The organism is Streptomyces sp. NPDC052023 (assembly GCF_044548465.1).
Taxonomy (GTDB): domain Bacteria; phylum Actinomycetota; class Actinomycetes; order Streptomycetales; family Streptomycetaceae; genus Streptomyces.
This window is the reverse complement of the sequence record NZ_JBIUBW010000033.1, coordinates 24,798-49,168: the sequence shown is the minus strand read 5'-3', so window position 1 is coordinate 49,168 and position 24,371 is coordinate 24,798. Positions and strand designations below refer to the sequence as shown.

At 70.7% G+C, this 24,371-nt stretch carries 19 protein-coding genes and 4 pseudogenes; 7 read left to right on the top strand and 16 right to left on the bottom strand.

Features of this window, described 5'->3' with window-relative positions; translation table 11 throughout:
• Positions 1 to 390: 390 nt before the first annotated feature.
• On the bottom strand, positions 391 to 1,842 hold the full coding sequence (locus ACIHCM_RS36065) for a carboxylesterase/lipase family protein (protein WP_399905811.1): 1,452 nt from the start codon (positions 1,840 to 1,842) through the stop codon (positions 391 to 393).
• Entirely contained in the window at positions 1,839 to 3,320 is a 1,482-nt protein-coding gene (locus ACIHCM_RS36060) for a long-chain fatty acid--CoA ligase (protein ID WP_399905808.1), read from the bottom strand. The genes ACIHCM_RS36065 and ACIHCM_RS36060 overlap by 4 nt, the downstream gene beginning before the upstream one ends.
• Before the next feature lie 218 nt (positions 3,321 to 3,538).
• Between ACIHCM_RS36060 and ACIHCM_RS36055 the strand changes: the two genes are divergently transcribed.
• The 6 genes and pseudogenes from ACIHCM_RS36055 (at position 3,539) to ACIHCM_RS36030 (ending at position 8,340) form a co-directional block, all read left to right on the top strand.
• On the top strand, positions 3,539 to 4,717 hold the full coding sequence (locus ACIHCM_RS36055; protein ID WP_399905805.1) for a PucR family transcriptional regulator: 1,179 nt from the start codon (positions 3,539 to 3,541) through the stop codon (positions 4,715 to 4,717).
• A 183-nt stretch (positions 4,718 to 4,900) separates the two neighbouring features.
• The gene (locus ACIHCM_RS36050) at positions 4,901 to 5,791 is read left to right on the top strand and encodes an alpha/beta hydrolase family protein (RefSeq protein WP_399905802.1); all 891 of its coding nucleotides are present in this window, start codon (positions 4,901 to 4,903) and stop codon (positions 5,789 to 5,791) included.
• 138 nt (positions 5,792 to 5,929) lie between these two features.
• A pseudogene (locus ACIHCM_RS36045) lies at positions 5,930 to 6,352 on the top strand (carboxyl transferase domain-containing protein); the annotation flags it as partial.
• 13 nt (positions 6,353 to 6,365) lie between these two features.
• A complete protein-coding gene (locus ACIHCM_RS36040) occupies positions 6,366 to 6,710 on the top strand; it encodes a carboxyl transferase domain-containing protein (RefSeq protein WP_399905799.1) in 345 nt (114 codons plus the stop codon).
• 52 nt (positions 6,711 to 6,762) lie between these two features.
• A pseudogene (locus ACIHCM_RS36035) lies at positions 6,763 to 7,242 on the top strand (winged helix-turn-helix domain-containing protein).
• Between the two features lie 447 nt (positions 7,243 to 7,689).
• Positions 7,690 to 8,340: an NAD(P)-dependent oxidoreductase gene (locus ACIHCM_RS36030; RefSeq protein ID WP_399905796.1), complete on the top strand. Its 651-nt coding sequence runs from the start codon at positions 7,690 to 7,692 to the stop codon at positions 8,338 to 8,340.
• A 155-nt stretch (positions 8,341 to 8,495) separates the two neighbouring features.
• Here the strand turns inward: ACIHCM_RS36030 and ACIHCM_RS36025 are convergent.
• Positions 8,496 to 9,158 (bottom strand): annotated as a pseudogene (locus ACIHCM_RS36025) (DUF4397 domain-containing protein); the annotation flags it as partial.
• A gap of 863 nt (positions 9,159 to 10,021) precedes the next feature.
• A pseudogene (locus ACIHCM_RS36020) lies at positions 10,022 to 10,144 on the bottom strand (IS5/IS1182 family transposase); the annotation flags it as partial.
• 133 nt (positions 10,145 to 10,277) lie between these two features.
• On the opposite strand from ACIHCM_RS36020, the gene ACIHCM_RS36015 reads away from it, so the two are divergent.
• The gene (locus ACIHCM_RS36015; RefSeq protein ID WP_399905793.1) at positions 10,278 to 11,663 is read left to right on the top strand and encodes a pyridoxal phosphate-dependent decarboxylase family protein; all 1,386 of its coding nucleotides are present in this window, start codon (positions 10,278 to 10,280) and stop codon (positions 11,661 to 11,663) included.
• Positions 11,664 to 11,698: 35 nt separating this feature from the next.
• On the opposite strand, the gene ACIHCM_RS36010 is transcribed toward ACIHCM_RS36015, so the two are convergent.
• The 12 genes from ACIHCM_RS36010 to ACIHCM_RS35955 all read right to left on the bottom strand — a co-directional run bounded on the left by ACIHCM_RS36010 (position 11,699) and on the right by ACIHCM_RS35955 (position 24,344).
• A complete protein-coding gene (locus ACIHCM_RS36010) occupies positions 11,699 to 12,037 on the bottom strand; it encodes a hypothetical protein (RefSeq protein WP_399905790.1) in 339 nt (112 codons plus the stop codon).
• Between the two features lie 82 nt (positions 12,038 to 12,119).
• A complete protein-coding gene (locus tag ACIHCM_RS36005) occupies positions 12,120 to 13,334 on the bottom strand; it encodes an NAD(P)/FAD-dependent oxidoreductase (protein WP_399905787.1) in 1,215 nt (404 codons plus the stop codon).
• Positions 13,331 to 14,740, bottom strand: coding sequence for an FAD-dependent oxidoreductase (locus ACIHCM_RS36000; protein ID WP_399905784.1), 1,410 nt, complete (start codon positions 14,738 to 14,740; stop codon positions 13,331 to 13,333). Before ACIHCM_RS36000 ends, ACIHCM_RS36005 begins: the two co-directional genes overlap by 4 nt.
• 4 nt (positions 14,741 to 14,744) lie before the next feature.
• On the bottom strand, positions 14,745 to 16,832 hold the full coding sequence (locus ACIHCM_RS35995; RefSeq protein ID WP_399905781.1) for a molybdopterin oxidoreductase family protein: 2,088 nt from the start codon (positions 16,830 to 16,832) through the stop codon (positions 14,745 to 14,747).
• Entirely contained in the window at positions 16,825 to 18,201 is a 1,377-nt protein-coding gene (locus tag ACIHCM_RS35990; protein WP_399905778.1) for a nitrate/nitrite transporter, read from the bottom strand. The genes ACIHCM_RS35995 and ACIHCM_RS35990 overlap by 8 nt, the downstream gene beginning before the upstream one ends.
• Before the next feature lie 107 nt (positions 18,202 to 18,308).
• Entirely contained in the window at positions 18,309 to 18,842 is a 534-nt protein-coding gene (gene ssuE, locus ACIHCM_RS35985) for an NADPH-dependent FMN reductase (RefSeq protein ID WP_399905775.1), read from the bottom strand.
• A gap of 81 nt (positions 18,843 to 18,923) precedes the next feature.
• Complete coding sequence (locus tag ACIHCM_RS35980; RefSeq protein WP_399905772.1) at positions 18,924 to 19,784, bottom strand: hypothetical protein; 861 nt, start codon at positions 19,782 to 19,784, stop codon at positions 18,924 to 18,926.
• Entirely contained in the window at positions 19,774 to 20,526 is a 753-nt protein-coding gene (locus ACIHCM_RS35975) for a thioesterase II family protein (protein WP_399905769.1), read from the bottom strand. The genes ACIHCM_RS35980 and ACIHCM_RS35975 overlap by 11 nt, the downstream gene beginning before the upstream one ends.
• A gap of 37 nt (positions 20,527 to 20,563) precedes the next feature.
• On the bottom strand, positions 20,564 to 20,803 hold the full coding sequence (locus tag ACIHCM_RS35970) for a phosphopantetheine-binding protein (protein WP_399905766.1): 240 nt from the start codon (positions 20,801 to 20,803) through the stop codon (positions 20,564 to 20,566).
• A complete protein-coding gene (locus ACIHCM_RS35965) occupies positions 20,803 to 21,375 on the bottom strand; it encodes a hypothetical protein (protein ID WP_399905764.1) in 573 nt (190 codons plus the stop codon). The genes ACIHCM_RS35970 and ACIHCM_RS35965 overlap by 1 nt, the downstream gene beginning before the upstream one ends.
• Before the next feature lie 144 nt (positions 21,376 to 21,519).
• The gene (locus tag ACIHCM_RS35960) at positions 21,520 to 22,734 is read right to left on the bottom strand and encodes an acyl-CoA dehydrogenase family protein (protein WP_399905762.1); all 1,215 of its coding nucleotides are present in this window, start codon (positions 22,732 to 22,734) and stop codon (positions 21,520 to 21,522) included.
• Positions 22,731 to 24,344: an amino acid adenylation domain-containing protein gene (locus ACIHCM_RS35955; protein ID WP_399905759.1), complete on the bottom strand. Its 1,614-nt coding sequence runs from the start codon at positions 24,342 to 24,344 to the stop codon at positions 22,731 to 22,733. The genes ACIHCM_RS35960 and ACIHCM_RS35955 overlap by 4 nt, the downstream gene beginning before the upstream one ends.
• Positions 24,345 to 24,371: the final 27 nt, after the last annotated feature.

Here is a 24,371-nt window from a genome sequence, read left to right as displayed (position 1 = left end):
TCCCCGAGAAGTCCACGCCGAACATGTGAAGTTGCGAGCCGTCGCGTGAAATAGACAGTCAGATCCCTGTCCGAAGAACACGAGGCCCCTCAGTCCACACTTCGGGGACAAGCCCGCTGTTCCTCGCCATTGCTTGAGGCGGTTGATGAACCGCTCAACCGTGCTGCGCTGCCAAGCCTTGTACGCCAGAACCACATCCCGTCGGGTTCGGGCCTTTCCCCTGGGCGGGGCATGCGCAGACGAGCTGTCACCCCATGAAGGTGGGCGCGTCGTTGGCATGCCCGCCGGTCTGGGCGAAAGCCGGCGGGCGGCAGCGGCCGCCGGCCGCGAGTGGATCCCCGTGGTCGGCCCTCCGCGAAACCCACCGATGCCATTGCTGCGAGGGCCCGCTCACCCCCACAGCCGGCGTTCCCGTTCCCGTGGTGCTCGCACGACTTCGGAACCGTTCACGCCGAAGGTCATCACCGGTCGCTCCTCGCTCCATTCGGCCCATCCGGGGTCGCCGTCGGTGGCGAAGGAGGTCCACGCGGTGTGCATGGCGGTCGCCAGCGCGCGTGGTGCCGTGTCGCCCGCGAGGGCGCGGCTGTCGGGTGAGTCAAGGGTGTCGAAGACGAACCCGATCTCCAGGGCGTGGCAGGCGCCGAGTTCACGTACGGGCGACGGCCAGGCGAACTCGTAGAAGAAGGTCCGCCCCCGACCCCCACCTTGACCGGGACGGCCGGTGCGCGCGTCCGCGAGGCGGTTGAGTGGGATGCGCAGCAGCTTGTCGGTGGCGATGGCGCCCAGGATCTCGCCCGGTGAGGCGCCCCGGCGCGCGGTGCGGTAGACCCGGGGTGAGCGCCACGGGGCTCGATGCTTGAGCACGGCTGCTCGCAGCGTCGCCCGGCCGATCCGGTCCACCAGCCCGCCGGGGACGAACCACAGGCGGTATTCGTCGGTGTTCGTGCCGAGCAGCAGGTCGACAGCGTGGCCGGCGCCCTGTGCCGATGCGGTGGCGGGGTCGTCGGGTATGACGTCGCCGTCGATGACGATGTGGAAGCCTGCTCCGCCGGTGAGGGGGTTGCCGCCGCGGGTGACGGCCGCCTGAGCGGCCAGGAGTTCGGTCCGGTCCGCCTGGGAGAAGGCTTTGGCGGTGGCGGCGATGCCGAGGTGGCGCGCCATCGCTTTCGTGGTGGCTCGCGCAGTGGTGGGCGGGACGGCCGCGGGCGCGCCGCTTTGCAGTACGGCTCGGTGGAAGAGGCCCTTGGCGTAGGGGCTCGTCAGCAGCGCGGCGATGCTGATCGCACCGGCGGACTCGCCGAAGCAGGTGACGTTCGCCGGGTCGCCGCCGAAGGCGCCGATGTTCTCCTGCACCCAGCGCAGTGCTGTCAGTTGGTCACGCAGACCGAGGTTGGCCGGGGCGTCGGGGAAGACACCGAATCCTTCGATGCCGAGGCGGTAGTTGAGCGAAACGAGTACGACACCGTCACGCGCGAACTGGGTCCCGTCGTACGTGGGTACGGCGGACGAGCCGTTGCGCAGGGATCCGCCGTGGATCCAGACCATGACCGGGAGCCGGGCCTTGCCGGGTGAGGGTGTCCAGACGTTGAGGTTGAGACAGGCATCGCCCGGAATGTCGGGGTCGTGGAGCAGTTCGTCCAAGGGCGCGGGGTAGGGGTTCTTCGGTGCGGTGGGCCCGAAGGCGGTGGCGTCACGGACGCCGTCCCAGGGGGTGACGGCTGCCGGCGAGCGGAAGCGCAACTTACCTGTCGGCGCCGCGGCGTAGGGAATGTTGCGGAAGACGGCGACGCCGTGCTCGGTGGTGCCGCGCAGCGTGCCGTGCGTGGTGGTGATCAGGGTCACGCGCACACCTCTTTGAGTTCGCGCTTGAGGATCTTGCCGCTGGGGCCGAGTGGAAGCGCGCCGAGCAGCCGTACGACGCGAGGGTATTTGTGCTTTCCGAGCCGCTCACGCGACCAGGCGACAATGTCCTCGGGGGTTGCCGAGACGCCCGGGCGCAGGACGACGGCGGCGCAGATTTCCTCTCCCCGTGACTCGTCGGGCAGGCCGATCACGCACACCTGGTCGATCGCGGGGTGACGGGCGAGGGCTTCTTCGACTTCGCGCGGGTAGACGTTGAATCCGCCGCGGATGATGAGGTCCTTCTTGCGGTCGACGATGGTGAGAAAACCGTCCGCATCGCGCTTCCCCAGGTCCCCGGTGCGGAACCAGCCATCGACCAGCGCCGCCGAGGTGGCCTGCGCGTCTTCGAGGTAACCGGCGAAGACGTTGTGGCCGCGCAGCACCACTTCCCCGACCTCGCCGTCCTGGAGCAGCTCGACGCGGCGTTCCGTACCGGCATCGGCGATACCGGCTTCCACGCCCCAGACGGGCTGACCGACCGTGCCCGGGCGGCGGTGTTCGCGGCGGTTGAAGGTGGCCACCGGGGAGGTCTCGGTGAGGCCGTAGCCCTCCAGTACCTCCATGTCGAACATGGCCTCGAAGCGCTCCAGGAGCGCCCCGGGCAGCGCGGCGCCACCGGAGATCCCCATCCGCAGCGCCGCCGGGCGACGAGGGTCATCGGCCGCCGCCTCGGCGAGCGCGTGATACATGGTCGGTACGCCCATGAAGACGGTCACGCCCTCGGTGACGAGCAGGTCAAGGGCGTCGGGTCCGCGGAAGCGCGGGGCCAGCACGAGAGTGGCGCCGGCGCGCAGGGCGGCGTTCATCGCGCAGGTCTGACCGAAGCTGTGGAAGAGGGGCAGGCATCCCAGTACGACGTCGTCGGCGGTGAGCCCCATCAGGTCCTGGGCGCAGATGCCGGCGTTCATGACCAGGTTGAGGTGGGTGAGCAGGGCGCCTTTGGGCCGGCCGGTGGTGCCGCTGGTGTAGAGGATCACGGCGGTGTCGTCCGGTCGGCGCGGTACGGCACGTTCGAGTGGCTGGTGCGCGGTGCTCACGCCGATCACCTCGATGCCGACGGCCGCCGCCGCGGCTTCGGCAGCCGGACGCAGTGACTCGCCGCTCACGACGGCGCGGCAGTCGCTGTGCCGCAGCACGAAGCCGATCTCGTCTGCGACCAGTAGTGCATGCACCGGAACGACAGTGGCTCCGACTGCCAGCACGGCGTAGTACGCCCGTGGGAAGTCGGCGGAGTTGGGCAGCAGCACCGCGACCCGGTCCCCCGGCCCGATCCCCCGGGCACGCAACGCGGCAGCGAAGCGGAGCGCTTCCTGCCACAGCTCGTGATAGGTGATCCGGTTGCCGTTCTCGACGACCGCGGTCCGGTCGGGATGGCGGGTGGCTGACTCCCGCAAGATGGTGGCGACACTCAGCTGCATGCGGCTCTCCTGCACAACGAGCGGTGTGGGCAGATCCCGGCCTGGCAGGACCCGTGGGAAGCGAGGGTGCGGCAGGCACCCGTACGGCGGGGCCGCCTCAGCATCCAGCATCCGACCGCTCCGGGCCATGTGCAGCTGCCCAGCGTCGGCTGCCGCGACCTGGGCAATGGCATCCCGGAGTCTGGCCGGGTCCAGGGCAACCGCCTAGTCTGCGCAGCATGAACGATGGCCAAGAAGAGCTGCACCGCCATCTGGCGCATACCCTGCTGAACGACGTCGACGCGATCACGGGACGCGTCGTCGCGGATATCTGCGCGCACAGCCCGGCCTACGCCTCCGGGCGTCCGGTGGCACTTTCCGATCTTCGCGCGATCTGCCACAACAACTTGGTCCTCGCTCTGGAAGACTTCGGCGGACTGCCCGCGAGCTCCGGGGACTTCGCCGCCGCGGCCACCGAGACCGGTCAGCGGCGGGCCCGGCAGGGGATGCCCCTGGACACCGTACTGATGGCCTACCGCCGTGGAGGCCGAGTGCTGTGGCAGGCGATGACGACGCCGCTGCGGGGCCGGGAGGCGGTCGACCAGGACCTGGTGCTCGAGGTCGCGGGTGCGCTGTGGGAGACCATCGACCGCTTCTCGACCCTGATGGCGGATGCCTACCGGCTGACCCAGCTGGAACTGCACCACCGTCAAGGCTCCCGCCGTGGCGCCCTGTTCGAAGCGCTGCTGGACGGCCGCGGCAGCGATCCCACCGTGGCGGCCGCTGCGGCCTCCGCCCTGGGCATTCCCCTGCGGGACCGCTACGCGGTGGTCGCGGTCGACCAGGATCCCCTGGCGCCCACCGACCCCGAGCCCGCCTTGCAGGCGGCGGGCATGTGGTCCTTCTGGCGTCCCCGAGGCGAGCGCAACACCGGAATCGTGCGCCTTGGGACGGCCGAACCGGCAGAGCTGGCGGAGACCCTGCGCAGCGGACGGGTCGGAACGGCTGGTATCTCGCCACCCTTTGAAGAACTGGCCGACGCGGACACCGCGTTGCGCCTGGCCGAGCGCTCATTGCGCACACTGCCGCCCGGCAGCAAGGAGGTGGCGGAAGTGGACGACCGGCTGGTCGAGGCGGTCCTCACCAACGACCCGGAGATCGCCGGCCGCCTGGTCGCCCGCTACCTGAACGGCATGGCGGACAGCGGATCCGACGGCCCCGTCCTCCTGCAGACCCTGCGCGTCTGGCTGGACAACGGCTGCTCGGCAGCACACACGGCGAAGCAGATGTACTGCCATCGCAACACGATCCTGAACCGCATGGCCCGGATCACCCAACTCACCGGCTGGCCCGTGGAATCGGGCGAGGCCCGCCTCGGCTGGGCACTGGCTCTGCGTGCGGCGCAGGTGCCTCGCTAGGCGGCCGGTGAGCCCGTCCCTCCCAGGCACGGGCGTTCCGACCTGGTGCGGTGTGCGAACTCCCAAGCGGGCGCCCTCAAGCCTGGGCACCTGCCAGCAGACAGTGCGAGCGCGGAACTACACCATGGGCGCTCAGCCACGTTCAGGACGAGCCGCAACGTGTCTGGGACACAAGGAGATTCGATGCCCGGCAGAACTCACCGCACACTCCGGGGCCTCATGGTCACCGGACTTCTCACCGGCCTGACGGCCGTCGCCGCCCCCGCCTTGCCCGCGGCCGCCCAAGTGCCGAGCGCCACCGCGCAGTCGCCCGGTTCCCTTCCTTTCGCCGGTGCGGACTTCGGGAAGGCCGGTCCGTACGAGGTGAGCGTCGGCATAGAAGTCGTGCACACCTTCTACTACCCCAAGAACATGGGCCAGTCGGGCGAACGGCACCCAGTCGTGATCTGGGGGAACGGAACCGGCGCCGTGCCCGGCGTCTACAGCGGCCTGCTGCGCCACCTGGCCAGCCACGGATTCATCGTGGCCGCGGCCAACACCGTGACGTCCAACTTCGCGATCAGCATGCGTGCCGGAATCGACGTACTGGAACGGCGAAACGCCGACAGCCACAGCGTCTTCCACCAGAAGGTCGACCTCGAGCACATCGGATCCGCCGGGCACTCCCAGGGCGGCGCAGCTGCACTCAACGCCGCCATCGATCCGCGGGTGGACACAGCCGTCCCCATTCAGCCCGGACCGATCGCCGACGCCGACAACATGGACGAGCCCGTCTTCTACCTCGCGGGGGAGGACGACCTGATCGTCTGGCCGATCCTGGTCAAGGCGTTCTACAACGACTCAGACCACGTCCCGGCCGTCTACGGCGAGGTCCGCGGCGCCGGGCACCTCAGCTCCATCGCCGACGGGGGTGCGTTCCGCGCCCCTGTCACCGCTTGGCTCCGCTACTGGCTGATGGGCGACGAGGACGCCCGCGGGCTGTTCTTCGGACCGGGGTGTGGCTACTGCCTCGAATCGGCGCTGTGGTCGGACTGGAAGGCCAATGCCAGAGCGCAGCAGATTCCGGGTGCCTGATCTGACCTGCGGCTCGGACCTGCCGGGCCACGTCGGCCCGTGTCAGCCCCCGGCTCGCCTCCCCCAGTGTCCGGTAGCGGGATTCGGGGAGCATCCGGGGCGCCGTCTACTCGCCGGAGCTGCCCCTCGGTCGAGGGCATGGCCTACGTGTGCATCACCAGGGCCCGGCGTGTGCACGCGGTGACCGGCGAGAAAGTCACGCACGAGGAGCCCGGCGACGCGTACACCCAGGGCACCCGCACCGGCGTAGCGAGCTTCGCGGCTCCGGACGGGGAGTTCTGCGTCGAGGGCGTACGGGAACTGCTGTCCTGCCCGCCGTCGAACAACGCCGAGACGGCGCCGTACACCAGGACCCTGGACGACCCGGACCGGCGTGGCGAGGGACTGCTGCGGCTGGTGCCGGTCGACAACCGCACGCCGTACGACATCAGGACGGTCATCGGCCACATCGTCGACGACGGCGACTACCTGGAGATCCAGGAGAGCTGGGCGCCGAACCTCGCGTGCGCCCCGGCCCACCTGTACGGCCACACGGTCGGGATCGCGGGCAACCAGCCCGCCGCCATGGCCGGGGGTGCTGGGCATCGACTCCTCGGAGAAGGCCGCCCGGTTCGTGCGCACCTGCGACGAGTTCAACACCCGGCTCGTGACGCTGGCCGACGTGCCCCGGCTTCATGCCCGGCACCGACCAAGAGCACAACGCGATCGTCACGCGCGGTGTGGCTACCGATCTGAAGCTCCAGAAGCAGATCACGGCCAGACGCACGGGCGTCCCGCTACTCCGCCACCGCATCATCCTCATGACCCTGCTCCGACGCCGCTACCCGTGACGGAGCGTCACCGGCGCACAGTGGCACACCCCAGCTTCACGGAAGTCTTGCCAGGGCCACTCAGAGTGGTACTGAACTTGATTGAGTGATGTCGGTGCCGTTCGCATGACAACTGGCCGTGGGCACCGATAGCCGTTGGGTGTGAGGTATGCGCGGGGCAGCGGGCTGACCGACGCCGAGAGGACCACGCGGGAGCGGTTACGGCTCCAGGCCGTGGAGCGTTTCGAGGGCGGGCAGAAGAACGCGGAGATTGCCGCTGCCCTGCGGATCAGCGTGCGGTCGGTCGAGCGGTGGCGCCGGGCCTGGCGCTAGGGCGGCGATGCGGGAGTCCTGTCGAAGGGGGCACCGGGAAGACCTCGACTCAGTGACGCCCAGATCGCTGGGCTGGAGCGGAAGTTGGAGCGTGGTTCACTGGCTCACGGCTGGGCGGACAAGCGGTGGACCCTGGCGCGGATCAAGGCGCTGATCGGCCGGCTCTTCCACGTCCCCTACACGGTCGGGGGCACCTGGCGGCTGCTGAAGCGCCACGGCTGGAGCTGGCAGCAGCCCACCAGGCGCGCGATCGAGCGCAATAACGACGCGGTCGAGGTGTGCTTGAAGGAGACCTGGCCGCGGGTATGAGCACCGCGGCGGAGCGCGGGGCCTGGATCGTCTTCGAGGACGAGGCCGGGCAGTCGATGACTCCGCCGTCCGCCAGGACCTGGGGCCGGATAGGCGAGACCCCGGTCGTGAGGGTGAGGGGTCGGGGCTCGGGGCGCGTGTCGACGGCGGGTATGGCCTGCTACAAGCCGGGCCAGCGCTCCCGGCTGATCTACGATATCCGCGAGTACCGGGGCCGCAAGGGCGAGCCGGAGGGCTTCGGCTGGCGCGACTTCCGCGACCTCATAGTCCGCGCTCCACCTCCGACAGCGCCCTTTTGGCGCACATGCGGGCTGCGGCTGACGAACCAGCCACCGGCGGCGCGCATCGCGTCGTGGTCGACCGGGCGACCTTCGACGCCCCGTCGCCGCTCAGCGCAGAATGCGAAAAAATGGAGTTTCTTCTCCCAACAGAGAAAAAGGGAGCATCGTGTCCAAGATCGCCCTTTTCGGAGCCACAGGAACCATCGGCTCCCGCATCGTGGATGAGGCACTCAGGCGCGGCCATCACGTCACCGCAGTGGTACGTGACCCGTCGAAATACACTAAAACGGACGCCCGCCTGGCCGTGACCGCAGGCGACGTCCTGGACCCCGAATCCGTCGCTTCCGTCGCCGAGGGACAGGACGTGCTGGTCAGCGCAGTCGGCGGCGGCGACGGGCCGGGCCACACAGCCACCATCAAACCCAGCGCAGAATCACTCGTCACCGGACTCCGCGAAGCCGTTGACCACGCTCCGCGACTCATCGCGGTCGGGGGCGCGGGCTCGCTACGCACCCCGGCCGGCAGCCTCGTCTGGGACGCGGAGGGACTGTCGGAAGACATTCTCCAGGTCATGCATGCCCACGGGGACGCACTGGACGTATACCGCCGCGTGCAAGACCTGGAGTGGACGAACTGCAGCCCCCCGGCGTCGATCCAGCCGGGCGAACGCACCGGCACCTACCGCACCGACCTGGACGACCTGGTGGTCGACGACGAAGGCAACAGTCACATCACCACCGAGGACTACGCTGTCGCCATTGTGGACGAGATCGAAAGGCCTCAACACATCGGCGAGCGCTTCACCGTCGGCTATTGACTCGCCGCCTGCCGTCGCTGCCACGAGGGACTCGTCCACTCCATACCCGCCCCCTCGACGAGCAGTGAGGCGGCGACTTGCTGACACCGACAGCCAACTACACTCCCCAAGCCGTCTCTGACCAGGCCAGACAGCGAACCGCTGCTGGAGTACTAGGGTGCAGGTTCCGTGCCGCTGATCGTCTGTGTCTTCAGCGCCAATGACTTGTCCTGGGCGCTCCCCCAGGCGTAGACGACGTTGTTGGTTCCTTCTTGCAGCTTGAGGTCGGCCGGGCCGATAGCCACGGTGTCCGTTCCTGCGAGGACGACATCAGCGTCGACGGATCCGGCGTCGACCGTGGCGGACTTCTGGTCGGGATTCTCCAGTCCCTCGAAGATCGGTTGCCCGCCCGCTCGGACGTCCACGGCGGGGGCCGCGGCGACGTGGCGCACGGTTAGCCGCGCCTTGCCATCCTCGACTTTGGCGACGTCGTTGACAAAGGTTGTGAGTTGAGGCGTGCCCTCGGCCGAGAGGTGGGCGGCGACCGTAGCGTTCGCTCCCGCCGGTACCTTGATGTCCTTCTCGATGGCCGGCGTGCCGTCAGGCCCTGCGCCCGCCTTGAAGATCTGGACATTGTAGGTCCCTGCGTCCAGGGCCTGCGGATCCGTGACGGTCCCGGGCTTGAAGTTCCCGAGCAATTCCTTGCCGTCGGCATACACATCGACGGTCATTCCGGGCACGCCGTGGAAGACGGACACCATGGCTTGGTCGTCGGTCTCGGCCGCTGGGACTGCCATGGTGGGCGTGGTGACAGCCAGGGCTATGCCGAAGGAGCTCATCGTGGCAGCCGCTACGCGGAAGCTCTGAAAGATCATGATGGTCACCTGTTTCAAGAGGTATGCCCCTCTTGGGGGCTTTGGTACTACTTCGTGAGCAGGGCCGGTTCTGGATGCGGTAGAGACCGTGATCAGGTCGCTTTTGCAGGCCAGGCGGAGACGACATGCACACGGAGTTGCTCGCTTGCTCCGCTGATACGCCGGGCCGCCGCGACGGGGCGGCCTCCGCGTGGACAACCGGCAGGTAATCAATCGTGGCGCGACCCGGAACGCTCGGGCCGCCGAAGACCGGGAACACCGGCTTCCGCCACTACGCCCTGGACGGCGACCCCCGACCGCCGAGGTGCGACCGGCGGAAGACCTACTGGCGGCGCAATATGAGCGAGCGCGGCTTCAACCGGATCAAGGACCTCCGCCGGGATCGCCCCCAGGTACGAGGAGACCGCCTCCTCCTACGAAGCGGCAGACAACCTTGCATCGTGCCTGCTCTGGGCAAGATCCGTTTGAAGACGGACCCCAGTTTGGAGGAGTCTGTGGCCTCCGGCCGGCCCGGCAAAGCTCCAGCCTGGCAGGGGAGCGGCGCCGCGTCCGCCGTTCCCCGCTGCGTCCCCCTCGGAACGGGCACGCACCGGGCACGATGAACCTCTCGATGCCGTCGTCCTCGGGCTGGTCGATCCCCTCGACCTCGATCTGGAGGCATCCCGGGCGGCGTCGACGTGCCTGCGGCACCGGGCCCGCCCCCGTGCTGTCGCAAGATCCGCGCAAAGTCGTCCGCGACGGATGGGCATGCGCGCACTCGGGGTGCAGAGCAGCAGCGGCCAGCTCGTTGGCGGGACCTCCTCGCCTTGAGCAAAGCATGACAGACAAATGATCCATGACCGTTCCGCGCCCGTCACCGGCCGGGGCGCCGGTTCCAGCGCAAGCAACGGTGGCAGACGCGCAATGACCAGGCAGACGGTGGCCGACGAGCACCCGAAGAGTGCTGCGAGCCACGCCGAGGCGCGCCGTGCGTCGCTCCGGGCCGATTCGGCGAGGGTGGCGGTGGATATCACCCGGGGGAAGAGAGATCCCGCCGTCTCGTGCCGATGGGGCGAGGAGGGGGGCGATGAAGGGGAGAGTGCCTTGACCGATCCGCTCGCAGTCGGTGACCACGACTCGCTGCCCGGTCTGTTGGAGGACTTCCTGCGGCGTGCCGTCGTGACGCTGCGCGGGATGGCGGACCGGCCGGTGATTGCCTCCCGCTGCGTACCGGAGGCCGTCCCGCTGCCGGAGCGGGGCGCGGGGCCGGTGGGGGCACTGGACGCGTTCGAGACCCGGTGGGAGCCCGTGCTGTCGGCCAGCGCCGGGCCCCGTTACCTGGGCTTCGTCACCGGCGGTACCACACCCGCCGCGATGATCGGCGACTGGACGACGGCGGTCTGGGACCAGAATCCCATCTCGCGGCTCGACGGGGCCGGGCAGGCTCTGGAGCGCGAGACGGTCGGCTGGGTCCGTGAACTGCTCGGACTGCCCGAAGAGCACCACGGCACCTTCGTCAGCGGTGCCACCATGTCCAACCTCGTCGGCCTGGCCATCGCCCGCGAGTGGCTGGGCGAGCGCTCGGGCGTATCGCCGGCCGAGTCCGGGGCGGCGGCGCTCGGTCCCGTCCGTGTCCTGTCCGCGTCGGCGCATTCCAGCGTGCCGAAGGCGCTCGCCCTCCTCGGACTGGGGCGGCGGTCGCTGACCCGGGTGCCGACCCTGCCGGGGCGGGAGGCCGTCGATACGCAAGCGCTCGAGCGGGCGCTGGACGAGGCCGGCGAGCCCTGTGTGGTGGTGGCCAACGCCGGAACCGTGAACACCGGCGACTTCGACGACCTGCGCGCCCTCTCAGCGCTGCGGGAACGGTACGGTTTCTGGCTCCATGTGGACGGCGCCTTCGGCGCGTTCGCGGGCCTCGTTCCCTCCCATGCCTCCCTGGTGGACGGCCTGGAGGCCGCCGACTCCCTCTGTGTCGACCTGCACAAGTGGCTCAACGTTCCGTACGACAGCGCCGTGCAGTTCACCCGGCGCCCCGATCTCCAGGTACGGGTTTTCCAGAACGCGGCGGCGTACCTCGGCCCGCAGAGCGACGTCCCGGATCTCGTGCACCTGACACCGGAGAACTCCCGCCGGCTGCGGGCGATGGCCGCGTGGTTCTCCCTGCGGGCCTACGGCAGGGACGGGCACCGGAGCGTCGTCGAGCGGTGCATGACGTGTGCGACGGCCCTGGGGGACGCCGTGTCCGCCATACCCGAGTTGCGGCTGCTCGCTCCCGTCCGGCTCAACGTGGTCTGCTTCACCCTCGCCGGGCGGCCGACCGCCGAACGGCTCGCGGCGCTCGCCGAGCGCGTCCGTGACGAGGTGTTCCTGTCACCGACGGTCCTGGACGGCGTGCCGGCGCTGCGCGCGGCCTTCAGCAACTGGAGCACCACCGAGGACGACGTCGACAGGGTCGCCGCCGCGCTGACACGCGCCCTGCGCTTCCCATGATCCCGGGCGAGGCGAACCGTGAACGGCGCCGGCCATCACAGATCCAGCAAATCCTCGCGGAAGCCCCCGAACCCGCCATGCCGGTCGATCACATGGAGCTCCAGGATCCAGTGACGACTGCCGGCCAGTCCCCGGACGCGCGCGTACAGTTGCTCGGCCGTCAGGTTCGGATGGCGGTCGAAAAGACGCCTGCCCTCGGCGAACAGAGACGGCAGGGCATCACGCAGCCGCAGCCGGGCCGGGTCGTCGCCCAGCACGCAGGTGCGTCCGAAGTCGGTCTCCCACTTGTCGAACAGCTCCTGTGCGAGGTCGCGGACCTCGTCGCCCGCCGTGCGCTCGCGCTTGCCCGGGACGATGACGTCGCCGGCGCCCACCTCGGTGAACAGGTCGGCGGCCCACTGCCAGCCTGGAGCAGCGGGCGGATTCGTCGAACATGGAGGTCCTCCACGGACGGGGTCAGAACGACGGGGCGGGGAACAGCACGCTCTCCAGATCGGCGGTCGGTCGTTTGCCGACCCACGTGGCGAGATCGCCGCGGGACACTGTCTCACCTGCGAGGATGCCACCGAGCAGGGCTCCTGAGTCGCGGTGCAGGAAGATCTTGGCGTAGCGGGAGACGCCCTCCTGGAAGGTGACCTCGACGGCGGTCGCGGTGTCGCCCTTGGTGTGTCCGAAGGTCGCCACGTGGACTCCGAGCAGTTTCAGCTCGGTGGAGTCGTCCATGTCGTCGAGTGGTTCGCCGGCGTGGCCCGTGAGCTGTCGGGCGACGTTCTCCGCCATCCGGTATCCCGGGGCGACCAGGCCGCGGCTGCGCCCCTGGACCGCCGCGCACTCACCGACAGCCCAGACGCGGTCGTCCCGGGTGCGGCAGAAGGCGTCCGTCAGGTACCCGCCCCGCTCGGCGAGCGGCAGGGCGGGAGTGACGGACAGGTCGTCCCGGGGGCGCACCCCGGCGGCGAAGACCACCAGGTCGGCGTCGATCACGCTGCCGTTGCCGAGGGTGACGGACCGTACGAGGCCGTCGGTGCCGCCGTTCACCGACGCCACCGTCGTGCCGCAGTGCAGGTGCAGGCCGAGGCGCTCGGCCCCGTCCTGAAGTACGTGCGCCGCCACCATGTCGAGCTGCGCCGGCATCAGGTGCGGGGCGCTTTCGACGAGATGGGGCCGCATCCCCAGCAACTGCAGGCCCTGCGCGGCTTCCAGACCCAGCAGTCCGCCGCCGATGACGACGGCCGGCCGTCCGGGCCGTGCCGCCGCACTCAGCGCGTCGATGTCCTCGACCGTGCGCTGGACGAAGCAGTTGCCCAGGTCCCGGCCCTCCACCGGGGGAACGAACGGACGTGATCCGGTGGCCAGGACCAGCGCGTCGTACGTGATCGGCTCCCCGTCGGCCGTGCGCACCGTACGCGCCCGCCGGTCGACGGAGACGACGGGCGCGGCGGAGCGCACGGTGATCCGGGGGTCGGCGAGGAACTCGGGGCGGACCAGGCTCAGCCCCGCCCGGCTGCGGCTCTTGAGGTACGTGGACAGGCGTACGCGGTCGTAGGCGGGCTCGCGTTCCTCGCCCAGGACGCACACGCGCCACCGGTGGCCGGTGTCCAGTTCGCGCAGTCGGTCCGCGAGCCGGTGGCCGACCATTCCGTGCCCGATCACCACCAGGGTGGAGGTCATGGTGCCGGCTCCAGGTCCCGTCGCCCGGCGTCGGCCCAGGCCGTGCGGAGCATCTCGATCTGCGTGGCGCAGCCGCCGCACCCAGTGGTGGCGCGGGTGGCCCGGGCCAGAGCGGGAGTTGTGCGGGCGCCGAGTGCGAAGGCGTCGGCGAGCTGCTGCCGGGAGACGTGGTTGCACAGGCACACCACGGAGTCGTCCGGGCCGGCGTCCGTGGTGGCAGGGGGCGGGGAGGGAATGCCGAGCAGCAGGCCCAGCCGGTCGGAGGGGACGGGAAGGCCGCGCCTGTGCGCGTGGCTCACCGTGGCGACGGCCTCCGGCAGGCCGAGGAGGACGGCGGCAACGATCCGGTCGCCGTCCAGCGCGATCCGTGCGTAGCGCCGGCCTGCCGGGTCGAGCAGACCGACAGTGCGCAGGCCGTGCCGCCGGAACGCGTCGAGTGTCCCGACGCAGGCCACGTCCGCAGCGGGCGTGCGCAGGCGCAGCAGGTCGGGAGTGGGCCGGTGCGCTGCCGCGCCGCCGGTCAGGACCCTGGCGAGGGTGTCGGCCTGGGCGAGCGCGGATTCGTGGCCGGAGACCGTCCGTCCCGCGTGTTCGGCGCAGTCGCCGATGGCGTGGACGCGGCTGTCGCTGGTGCGCAGGGTGTCGTCCACGACGATGCCGTGGTGCACCCTCAGACCCGCCGCGCGGGCGAGCCGGACGTCGGGTTCCACGCCGGTGCACAGGACCAGGCTGTCAGCCGCAGCCTCGGTGCCGTCGTCCAGCAGCAGGCGACCCGGGTCGCGGCGTACGGCCCGGCGACCGCCGAGGACGGTGACTCCGGCCTGTTGCAGCCGTGCGGTCAGCAGGGCCGCGGCGGTGTCGCCGAGCCGGTGTTGCAGCGGGTGGGGGTCGCGGCAGACGAGGGTGGTCGCGGTGCCTCGCCGTGCCAGGGCACCGGCCGTCTCCACGCCCAGGGGCCCGCCGCCCAGTACCGTCACGGCCGCGCCCTGTACGCGGGCGCAGTCGGCGGTGCCGCGCAGTGTGGTGACGTCGGCCGCGAGCCGTCCGTGCCGGTCGGTCGCGCCGGGGAGTTCGGGGGTGACCGGGCGGGCGCCACAGGCCAGGACGAGGACGTCGTAGGGGTGCCGGGTGCGCGTGTTGCCCTGCTCGGCGTGCACTACGCGACGGCGGAGGTCGAGGGTGTCCGCGACTGCGCCGGTCAGCACCCGTACTCCGGGCTCGGGTGCCGCCTCCAGCAGGTCCGGCGCGACCCGGCCGGCGAGGACGTCGGTCAGCGGCGAACGGCTGTGGACGGGGTGGCCTTCCGCGGACAGGACGGTGACTGTCCCGCGATGCCCATGGCGCCGCAGGCCGCGCAGCAGCCGGTGCGCGGCTGGACCGTGGCCGACGACGACGACGTGGTTCACAGTGTCACTCCGGGAGGGGGTCGAGTCGGACGGCGCTGACCTTGAATTCGGGCATGCCGCTGCGGGGGTCGAGCGCGGGATTGGTGAAGAGGTTCGCCCTGCCGTCCCCGGAGAAGTGGAAGGGGACGAACACCGTGTCGGGGCGGAGTGTGGGGTCGAGCCGGACACGGGCGGTCATGCCTCCTCGGGCCGAGGTCACTCGGGCCAGATCCCCGTCGGCCAGGCCGCTGCGAGCCGCCGTGTCCGGGTGGACCTCCACGAAGGCTTCGGGGGCGACCGCGGCGAGTTCCGGTACCCGCCGGGACTGTGTGCCGGACTGGTAGTGAGCGAGGACGCGGCCGGTGGTGGCGTGCACCGGGTACGCGGCGTCGGTGTCCTCGGCTGGTCCGTCGTGCTCCACGTCGGCGAAGCGTGCGCGTCCGTCGGGGTGGGCGAAACGGTCCAGGAACAGCCGTGGGGTGCCTGGGTGGGGTTCGGGGGTGGCCGGGCAGGGCCAGTACAGGCTCTCCCCCGCGTCCAGCCGGTCGTAGGTGATGCCGGAGTAGTCCGCGCGTCCGCCCTCGGATGCGGCAGCCAGCTCCTCGAACACCTTCCGGGGCTCGGTCGGGTAGTGCTCGGCCGGTTCGCCGAGGCGCACCGCGATGTCGTGCAGGACGTGCAGGTCGCTGCGGACAGGTGGTGGCGGATCGAGCAGGGCGCGTCGGCGCAGGACCCTGCCCTCCAGGTTGGTCATGGTGCCCTCCTCCTCCGCCCACTGGGTGACCGGCAGGACCACGTCGGCCATCCGCGCCGTGTCGGACGGCAGGAAGTCGGCCACGACGAGGAAGTCCAGTGCGGCCAGGCGTGTGGTGACGCGTGCCGCGTGCGGGGCGGAGACCACCGGGTTGGAGCCCATGACGAGCAGGGCCCGCGGCCCGTTCTCCCGGCCCAGGGAGTCGAGCAGTTCGTAGGCGCGCGGTCCCGGGCCGGGCAGCCGGCCGGGAGGCACTCCCCACACTCCGGCGACATGGGCCCTGTCCCCGGGGTCGCTCAGCGACCGGTAGCCGGGCAGCTGATCGGACTTCTGTCCGTGTTCGCGGCCTCCTTGGCCGTTGCCCTGGCCCGTCAGGCAGCCGTAGCCGCCTGACGGGGTGCCCGGCAGGCCCAGGGCCAGGGCGAGGTTGATGAAGGCGGCCGCCGTCGCCGTGCCCTGCCGGTGCTGTTCGACGCCTCGGCCGGTGAGGACGTAGCAGTCGCTGCTGTCGGTGAGGAGGTCCACGGCCGTGCGCAGGGCGGCTGCGGGGACGCCGGTGACGGCCTCCGTCCGCTCGGGCCACCACCCGGCGGCGCGGCCCGCGAGAATCTCGAAGCCGGTGGTGCGCCGACCGATGTACGCGGTGTCGAGGCGGCCTTCGGTGATGGCCACGTGCAGCAGCCCCAGTGCGAGGGCCAGGTCGGTGCCGGGTGCGGGCTGGAGGTGCAGCGCGGCGCGGCGGGCGGTGGCGCTGCGGCGCGGGTCCACGACGACGAGCCGGGCGTTGTCGAGGTGCTGCATCAGGGGCGGCATGGTCTCGGCGACGTTGGCACCGGCCAGCAGCACGGTCCGGGCCCGGGACAGGTCGGTGACAGGGAAGGGCAGGCCGCGGTCCAGGCCGAAGGCCTCGTTGCCGGCCGCCGCTGCGGAGGACATGCAGAAGCGGCCGTTGTAGTCGATGTTGCTCGTGCCCAGGGCCAGCCTTGCGAACTTGCCGAGCAGGTAGGCCTTCTCGTTGGTGAGGCCGCCACCGCCGAAGACCGCCAGCGCGTTCGCGCCGTGTGCGCTGCGGACCCGGTCCAGGCCCTCGGCGGCGGCCTGCAGGGCGCTGTCCCAGGAGGCGGTCAGCAGCTTTCCGCTCCTGCCCCGTACGAGGGGCGTGACCAGCCGGTCGGGGGCGGCAAGGAGTTCGGGCGCCGTCCAGCCCTTCTGGCACAGCCGGCCGCGGTTGACCGCGAAGTCGGCGGGCTCGACCGTGACGGCGTCGGCGCGGGTGCCGGAGATCCGCGTGCCGCACTGGAGGGCGCAGTACGGGCAGTGCGTCTGCCGTGCGGCCGCCGTTTGCCGGGTGTCAGGCACGGCTGGCCTCCCGGATGGCCTCCGGCTTCGCTGATGCCCGCGGCGGCTGCCGGCGGAGGTAGACGAACCGGAGGATCAGGACGCATACGGCGTAGTAGGCGAGGAAGGAGAGGAACGCCGGGGTGCCGGAGCCGGAGACGTCGGCGTAGGAGACGGTGAAGGCGACGTTGATGGCCGCGCCGCCGAGTGCGCCGACGGCGCCGGCGACGGCGATGGCCGCGCCGGACAGCCGGCGGGCCCGCGCGAAGGCCCGTGCGGCGTCGCCGCCGCCTGTCACCGCGGCTTCCGCCCGCCGTGCGAAGACCGCGGGGATCATCTTGTACGTGGACCCGTTGCCGAGGCCGCTGAGGACGAAGAGCGCGGTGAACCCGCCGACGAACAGCCCGAAGGAACCGGCGTGGGAGGCGAGGACGAGTATCGCGGTGCCAGCCGCCATGCCGAGGAAGTTCCACAGGGTCACGCGTGCTCCGCCCAGTCGGTCCGCCAGCCATCCGCCGAGCGGCCGGAAGAGGGACCCGAGGAGCGGGCCGAGGAAGGTGTACCCCATCGCCTGCACGGGCGAGGTGCCGAACTCGTACTGGAGCACCAGTCCGAAGGCGAAGCCGAACCCGATGAAGGAACCGAAGGTGCCGATGTAGAGCAGGGAGATCCACCAGGTGTCGGGGCACCGGGCGGCCTCGCGCTGGACCTGGGGGGCGGTACGGACTGCGTCCACGTTGTCCATGAGCCGGGCCGCCAGTACGGCGGTGACTACGACGAGGGGCAGGTAGACGGCCGCCACGTACTCCGGATGTTCGCGCCCGGTCGCGTGGATCACCGCGAGGCCGATCAGCTGGACGGCGGCGACGCCGAGGTTGCCGCCCCCGGCGTTGAGCCCCAGGGCCCATCCCTGGTGCCGCTGCGGGTAGAAGGCGGTGATGTTCGTCATGGACGAGGCGAAGGTGCCTCCGCCCACTCCGCCGAGGCCGGCGATGAGCAGGAACACCCACAGCGGCGTCCCGGGTTGCCGTACGAAGTACAGGGCGAGGGTCACGGGGACGAGCAGGATTGTCGTGGCGAACACGGTCCAGTCGCGGCCGCCGAATCGGGTGACCGCGTAGCTGTAGGGAAGCCTCAACAGGGCTCCTGCGACCGTGGGGGTGGCCACCAGGAGGAACTTCTCCCCCGGCGTGAACGCCAGCCCGTTCTCGGGTGTCATGAAGAGCACGAGGACGGACCACAGGGTCCACACGGAAAAGCCGACGTGCTCGCTGAGGACGGACAGGACAAGGTTGCGGCGGGCCGTGCGACGGCCGCCCCGGTGCCAGGCGTCCTCGTCCTCAGGGTCCCAGCCGGTGATCCACGGGCGTTTCGGTTTCTTCTCAGCCATGGTGTGCGTACTCCCCCCGCGCCGGTCGTCGCGGCGCGGGCTGTGGGCGGCGGAGGCGGGGACGACGGTGTCCGGGCGGGGAAGGGTCGGTCGTGGGGCCGATGCGGTCAGACGCCGACGACCAGGGCCTTGCGGAACTGCTCGATGACGCCGTCCAGCACGCCGGCGCTCTCGGGCCGGATGTGCAGGCTGTCGCCGTACCGGGCCAGGTGCGTGTCGAGCAGGAAGAAGCTCTGGACGACGTGCCGTGCGCCGAGCGCGTGCGCCACGGGGCGCAGTGCGTAGTCAAGTACCAGGACGTGGGCGGTGCTGCCGCCGGTGGCCAGCGGGAGCACCGCCTTGTGCGTGAAGCCGTGCTGCGGGAGCAGGTCGAGAAAGGTCTTGAGCAGTCCGGAGAAGCTCGCCTTGTACGTCGGGGTGGCCAGCACGATGCCGTCGGCCCGGGCGACCCGGTCCACGGCATCGGCGATGCGGGGTTCGGTGGTGTCCGCCGTGAGCAGCGGCCGCGCGGGAAGGTCGCGCACCTTCAGGTGCCCGGCCTGCCATTCGTCTTCGGCCAGCCGCTGTGCCACGTAGTCGCCGACGAGTTCGGTCCGGGAGGTGGGGGACGGGCTCCCCGAGATCACCAGCACGTTGGACATGGTCGCTCCCAGGAAGGAATGGGGTTGACGTCGGGGTGCGGCGGGAGGGGGCCGGGCAAGGGCCCCCTCCCGCCGCCCGGTTCAGGACGGCCAGCCGAAGGCGCTGACCGTGTCGCGGGCGCGCTGCGGCTCGGGGTCGTTGAAGACGAAGCAGCGCGTATTGGAGACGCTGCCGCCGGCCGCCTGCGCGGTGGAGAAGATCAGCACCGGCTTGGGTGCGCCCTCCCGGGTGACGAAGTTCGCCCGGAAGTTGATGATCGGTGAGTCCTCGTCCCAGCGGGACAGGAAGTCGTCCAGCAGTCCCTGGTCCTCGTAGATCCTGCGGATGTGCTGGCCGACGTACTCCGTGGGCCGGGCGCTGTACTCCACCAGGGCGACGTCGGCCGGGTTGGCGTGCATGACCTGGCCGTTGACGCCGATCAGGTGGATGGCCACCGGTGCGACCTCGTAGAACTCCCGCAGCACCGACTCCTGTTCCTTGGTCGGGGACAGGACGGGTTCGCTGCGCTGGTCGACCGCGCGGATCCAGGCGGTGGCGTCGGAGGTGGGGTCCTCGTCGCTGGTGCTGGGCACCGGCAGCCGTTCGCCGAGCTCCGGCCGGCTCACCCAGTGGATCCTGGTCTCGTCGCCCGCCCCGGCGACCACCGCGTTCACCGCGGACACGCGCTCCTGCGTACCGTCGGCGCTGAGGTAGGTGACGGGAACGTTCTCGATCCGGCCGTTGCGTTCCAGGTCCGCGAGCAGCTGCGGCAGCGCGTCCTTGCCGCCGGCCTGGATCCGGCCGCCGAGGTGGTCGGCCTCGCCGTGCATGAGCACGGACTGGGCCTTGTTGTGCAGCAGGACTGCTCCGGCGCGGTCGGTGACCGCGATGCCGACGGAACTGTTCCCGACCACGTCTATCAGCTGCTCGACGGTGGGCGCGTTGTGGTGTTCAACCGTCATGTCCGACTCCTTTGACGACGGGATGGGTGGGCAGGGGGCCGCCACTGCGGTTCACCACATCGGTGAGGGCCGCGGCGACGGCGGCTGGTGCGGAGCGGTGGTAGTCGTGTCCGCCGGGGAAGGTGAACGTCCCCAGGGGCGGGGCGGTGCTGAAGGCGGCCCACGGCGCCATGTCGGCGGGCCGCGCGAAGGGGTCGTCCTTTCCGCAGAACAGGGCGATCGGGGCAGGTACCGGCCGCCGGGTGGCGCGGTGCGCCCGGCGCATCCCCAGGTCGTGCGTCAGCCAGGTGCCGTCCGGGTCGGCCTTGTCGCCGCCGGTGCGCTGCAGCGCCGCGAAGGCGGCGGCCACGGCGGTGCGCGGCGTGTGGCCGGGCTCGCGGGCGGCGGAGACGCTGAGGCTGCGGACCGCAAGCGCGGGCAGTGCCTGGAGCCGGGTAGCGATCTCGTAGGCGAACAGCGCCCCGAGACTGTGTCCGAACAGGTGCAGCCGCAACCCGTGCGGCAGCAGTGCGGTGAGATCTTCGGTCCAGCGGTCCGCGGCCTCCGACACGGACGCGGGCCACTCCTGACCGGCGAGCCGGCCGCGGCCGGGCACTTCGCAGTGGAGGGCGGGCAGGGTGTCCGGCAGATGGTCTCCCAGGGGGCGTAGCGGCGAGCCGACGCTGCCGGCGGGCGGCAGGAAGACCACCGCGTCGGTCCTGCCGTGGAGTGATCCCTGAAGGACGACGGTCTGTTCGTTCACGATGTCACCTCCCCGTGCTCTGTGGTGGTTTCTCCTGCTAGACGGAAAGGAAGTTCTTCTCGATGTCGTTGAGCGTGCGGAAGGAGTCGAGGTCGACCTCGGTGAACTCCATCATTTCGCCGCGCAATTCCTCGATGTGGAGGACAAGTTCGACGAATTGCAGGGAATCGACGATCCGTGACTCGATGATGTCGGTCTCCGGGCGCACGTCGTCCTCGGAGAGTCCGGGATTGCGCTGGAGGATCCAGGAGCGGACGTCCTGCCAGGTGGCGGCCATCACGCGCCGTCCACGCCGGACCGCTGCGTGACAAAGGCGTTGAACGCGGCGACCCGGTCGGCCACCTCCGAGATGAGCGCGATGTCCGCGGCGCTGATCGGACCACGCCGGTGTTCCGGACCGCGCAGCGCGATCAGGTGGCCCCCGTGCAGACCACGGTAGGTCATGGGGAGGGCGACCGCGGAGTCCGCCTGCCACTGGCGCAGCCGCGCCAGGTGGTCGGAGTCGGTCTGCTGCGCCAGGCTCTCGTGGGTGCTGATCACGAGCTTCCCGGTGCCGTTGCCGGAAAGGAGGCCGCGCACTCCCTCCAGGGCGGTGGAGTACCCGGTCGGCGACTGGACGACGAGCTGGGAGTGGGTAGCGAGGGCGCCGAGTGAGACGGCGGAGGCGAGGAACGGGACGCAGGCCTTGGCCACCGCCGGTACGACTTCCTTCAGTTGCGGAGTCTGCTGCACGGTGGCGCTGATGTGGGCGAGGAATCCGAGGGATTCCTCGGCGGCTTTCCGGCCGGCGATGTAGCGCAGCGCGGTGTTCCAGTTCTCGTGGGAGGTTTTCTGCTCGCTTTCAGGCATGAAGAGTCCTCGGGTGTGAGTACAGGATGCGGAGGCGTAAGGCGAATTCCGGGGGGCGGTGCCGGAGGTGGGCGCGGGATGCGGGGGGAGCCGTGAACGGGGGTGGCGGCCGGGGCTGTTACGCCCAGCGGTGGGCCGGTGCGGTCAGGCGAAGCGGACGTCCGGGTCGAGCAAGCACAGCTGCCCGTCGGCGAGGTGCAGTCGGTCGTTGCTGTAGTTGAGCGCGGCCGACCGCAGGTCGCGCAGGCTCTTCTCCAGTCGGGTCGGCGAGTCGCGCAGGTAGCCGTGGCGCAGTCCGACCGCGTCCACCAGTTCGTCGACGGCCCGGTAGCACTCCTCGGCCGCGGTGATCTTCAGACTGTTCAGCAGCAGCTGGCTGCTTGTGCCGGACACGTCGGTGTCGCCGGCCATCAGGGACTCGGTGCGCCGGAGCAGGGCATGCACGGTGTCGAGCCGCTGCCTGGCCCGGGACAGCCGGGTCATCAGAAGTTCGGAGCCCAGGTCGAAGCGTTTGCGGCCGGCCGGGTCGCGCAGCAGCCGCAGCACGCGGGACAGGGCCCCTGCCGCTGTGCCGAGCCAGACCGCGGACCAGCCGATGTGGGCCAAAGGACCGAACACGGACTGGGCGATCCGGTGGAAGGCCCCGTGCTCACCGATCACCTGGTGCGGGGGAATCGACCCGGTGAGCGTCAGGGGCAGGCTGTGGCTGGCACGCATGCCCATCGGGTTCCACACTCCGCTGCCCTCCACGGTCAGCTGGTGCCGGTGGGCGTACACGAGGGAGACGTGGTGGTCGGCGGTCGCATGCGGGCTGCGCATGGTGATGAGGAACCCGTCCGCCTCGGCGCCACCCGTCACGATCGGTGCGACCCGGTCGATCCGCAGGGCGTCTCCGGACTCGTGCAGAGGCGCGTACGAGCGGAACAGGTGGCCGCCCTTGCCCGGTTCGGTGGTCACCGAGGCCAGGTAGAGGTCGCCGGCCGCGAGCCGGTGGAGCAGGTCCTCCCGCAGGGGCGATGCGGCGTACCGGACGATCGCCTCGGACTGCTGGCAGTGCATGGCGAAGATCATCCCGACGGACATGTCGACACGGCCCAGGGCCATGCTTGCGTCGATCAGGTCCCCGACGGTGCCCGCCAGGCCGCCGTACTCTGCGGGCACGAGGAGCCCGAGCAGACCGGTGGAGCGCATCTGCCGGAGCGCGTGCCGGGGGAAGGAGGCGTCGCGGTCGGTGGCCTCCAGGTGCTCCTGTGCGACGTGAGCCACGGAGGCGACACGCTCGGCGACGGATGCCGACGCCTGGCGGCCTTTGGGTGCGGGCGGCTGCGATGACGTGAAGTTGAGCGGCGTGGTCGTCACGATGCCTGCTTTCCGGGGCCGGTGGCCGCGTGCAGCGACCTGTGGTCGATCTTTCCGTTATGGGTCAGGGGCAGTGCCTCCCACTCCCGCCAGCGGCGGGGCACCATCGCGGCCGGCAGTTGTGTGCTCAGCGCCTCCTGCAGCACCGTGGTGCCGACGGGGGTGCGGGTGCTGTAGTGGGCGACCAGTTCAGCGCGCTCGCCCTCGCCGGCGACGACGACCGCGCACTGGTCCACGGCCGGGTGCCTGCTCAGGACGACCTCGATCTCGCCGAGTTCCATCCGGACACCGGCCACCTTCACCTGGCGGTCACCGCGGCCGAGGTAGTACACGACGCCGCCGTCGGCGCGGGCCAGATCTCCCGTCCGGTACAGGCGTCCGGTGGGCGATCCGGCATCGAAGGGGTCGCGGAAGAAGACCCGGTCCGTGGTGTCGGGGTCGTTGAGATACCCCAGGCCCACGCCCGTACCGCCGACGAACAGCTCCCCGCTCTCACCGGGTTCTGCCGCCCGCCACCGGCCGCCTTCCCCCTCCTCGACCAGCACGTAGAGCGCGGTGTTGACGATGGGGGCGCCCACGGGCAACCGGGCATCGGTGAGATCGGCGTCCGTCACCACGTGGTGGGTCACGTCGTCGGAGCACTCCGTCGGACCGTAGGCGTTGACCACGGACACATGAGGCAGGGTCCTCAGGGCGCGTTCCGCGAGCGCTGGATACAGCTCCTCGCCGGTGGACAGCAGCCAGCGCAGCTCGGGCAGCCCCTTGTCGCCACCGGCCCGGTCCAGGTGGTCCACGAGCCAGCCGATGACGGTGGGGACGAGTTCCACCACCGTGACGGCCGCCGTGTCCAGGGCACCGATGAGCCAGCGGGGCAGCCGCATGGCGTCGTCGCCCACGACGACCAGCCGTCCGCCGACGAGTAACGGGCACAGCATCTGCCAGATGGAGATGTCGAAGACCAGCGGCGCGGTGAACGCGACCGCGTCGTCCGGGCCCAGTGCCAGGTCGGTTGCCTTGGCCCACAGATGGTTGATCATGCCTTGGTGCTCAACCGTCGCGCCCTTGGGGCGGCCGGTGGTACCGGAGGTGAAGATGGTGTACCGGACTTCATGGGAGCGGTCGCCGGCCCGGGTCGGCGGCATGGCACCGGCGCCTCCTTGCGGCAGCGGCAGGATCGTGGTCTTCTCGGCGACGGCGGCCGCCCGCGCTGCGTGCGCGGTGCCGTCGCTGTAGTCGACCAGTAGCCTGGCCCTGCTGCGGGCGAGTACGTCCCGGACCCGAACCTCCGGCCAGTTCTGGTCCAGGGGCAGATACGAGGCGCCCAGGGCCTCCAGGGCGAGGAAGACGACCGGGGTGTGGACGCTGCGGCCCCCCAGGGCGGCCACGGTGTCGCCGGCCCTCACTCCGGCCGCGTTCAGCGCGTCCCGTGTCACCGCGACCAGACCCAGCAGCTCCCTGTAGCTCACCGTCCGCTCACCGTCGACGACGGCCGGCCGGTCCGGGCCGCGTTCGCCGTGACCGATGACGTGGTCCAGCAGGGCGGTCCCCGTGTCGAGGGCGCGGGTGTGGCGCAGGGCGAGCTTCCGGGCCCGCTCGACGGCGCCAGGCACCAGGGGAAGTTCAGCCCTGACCGGCGC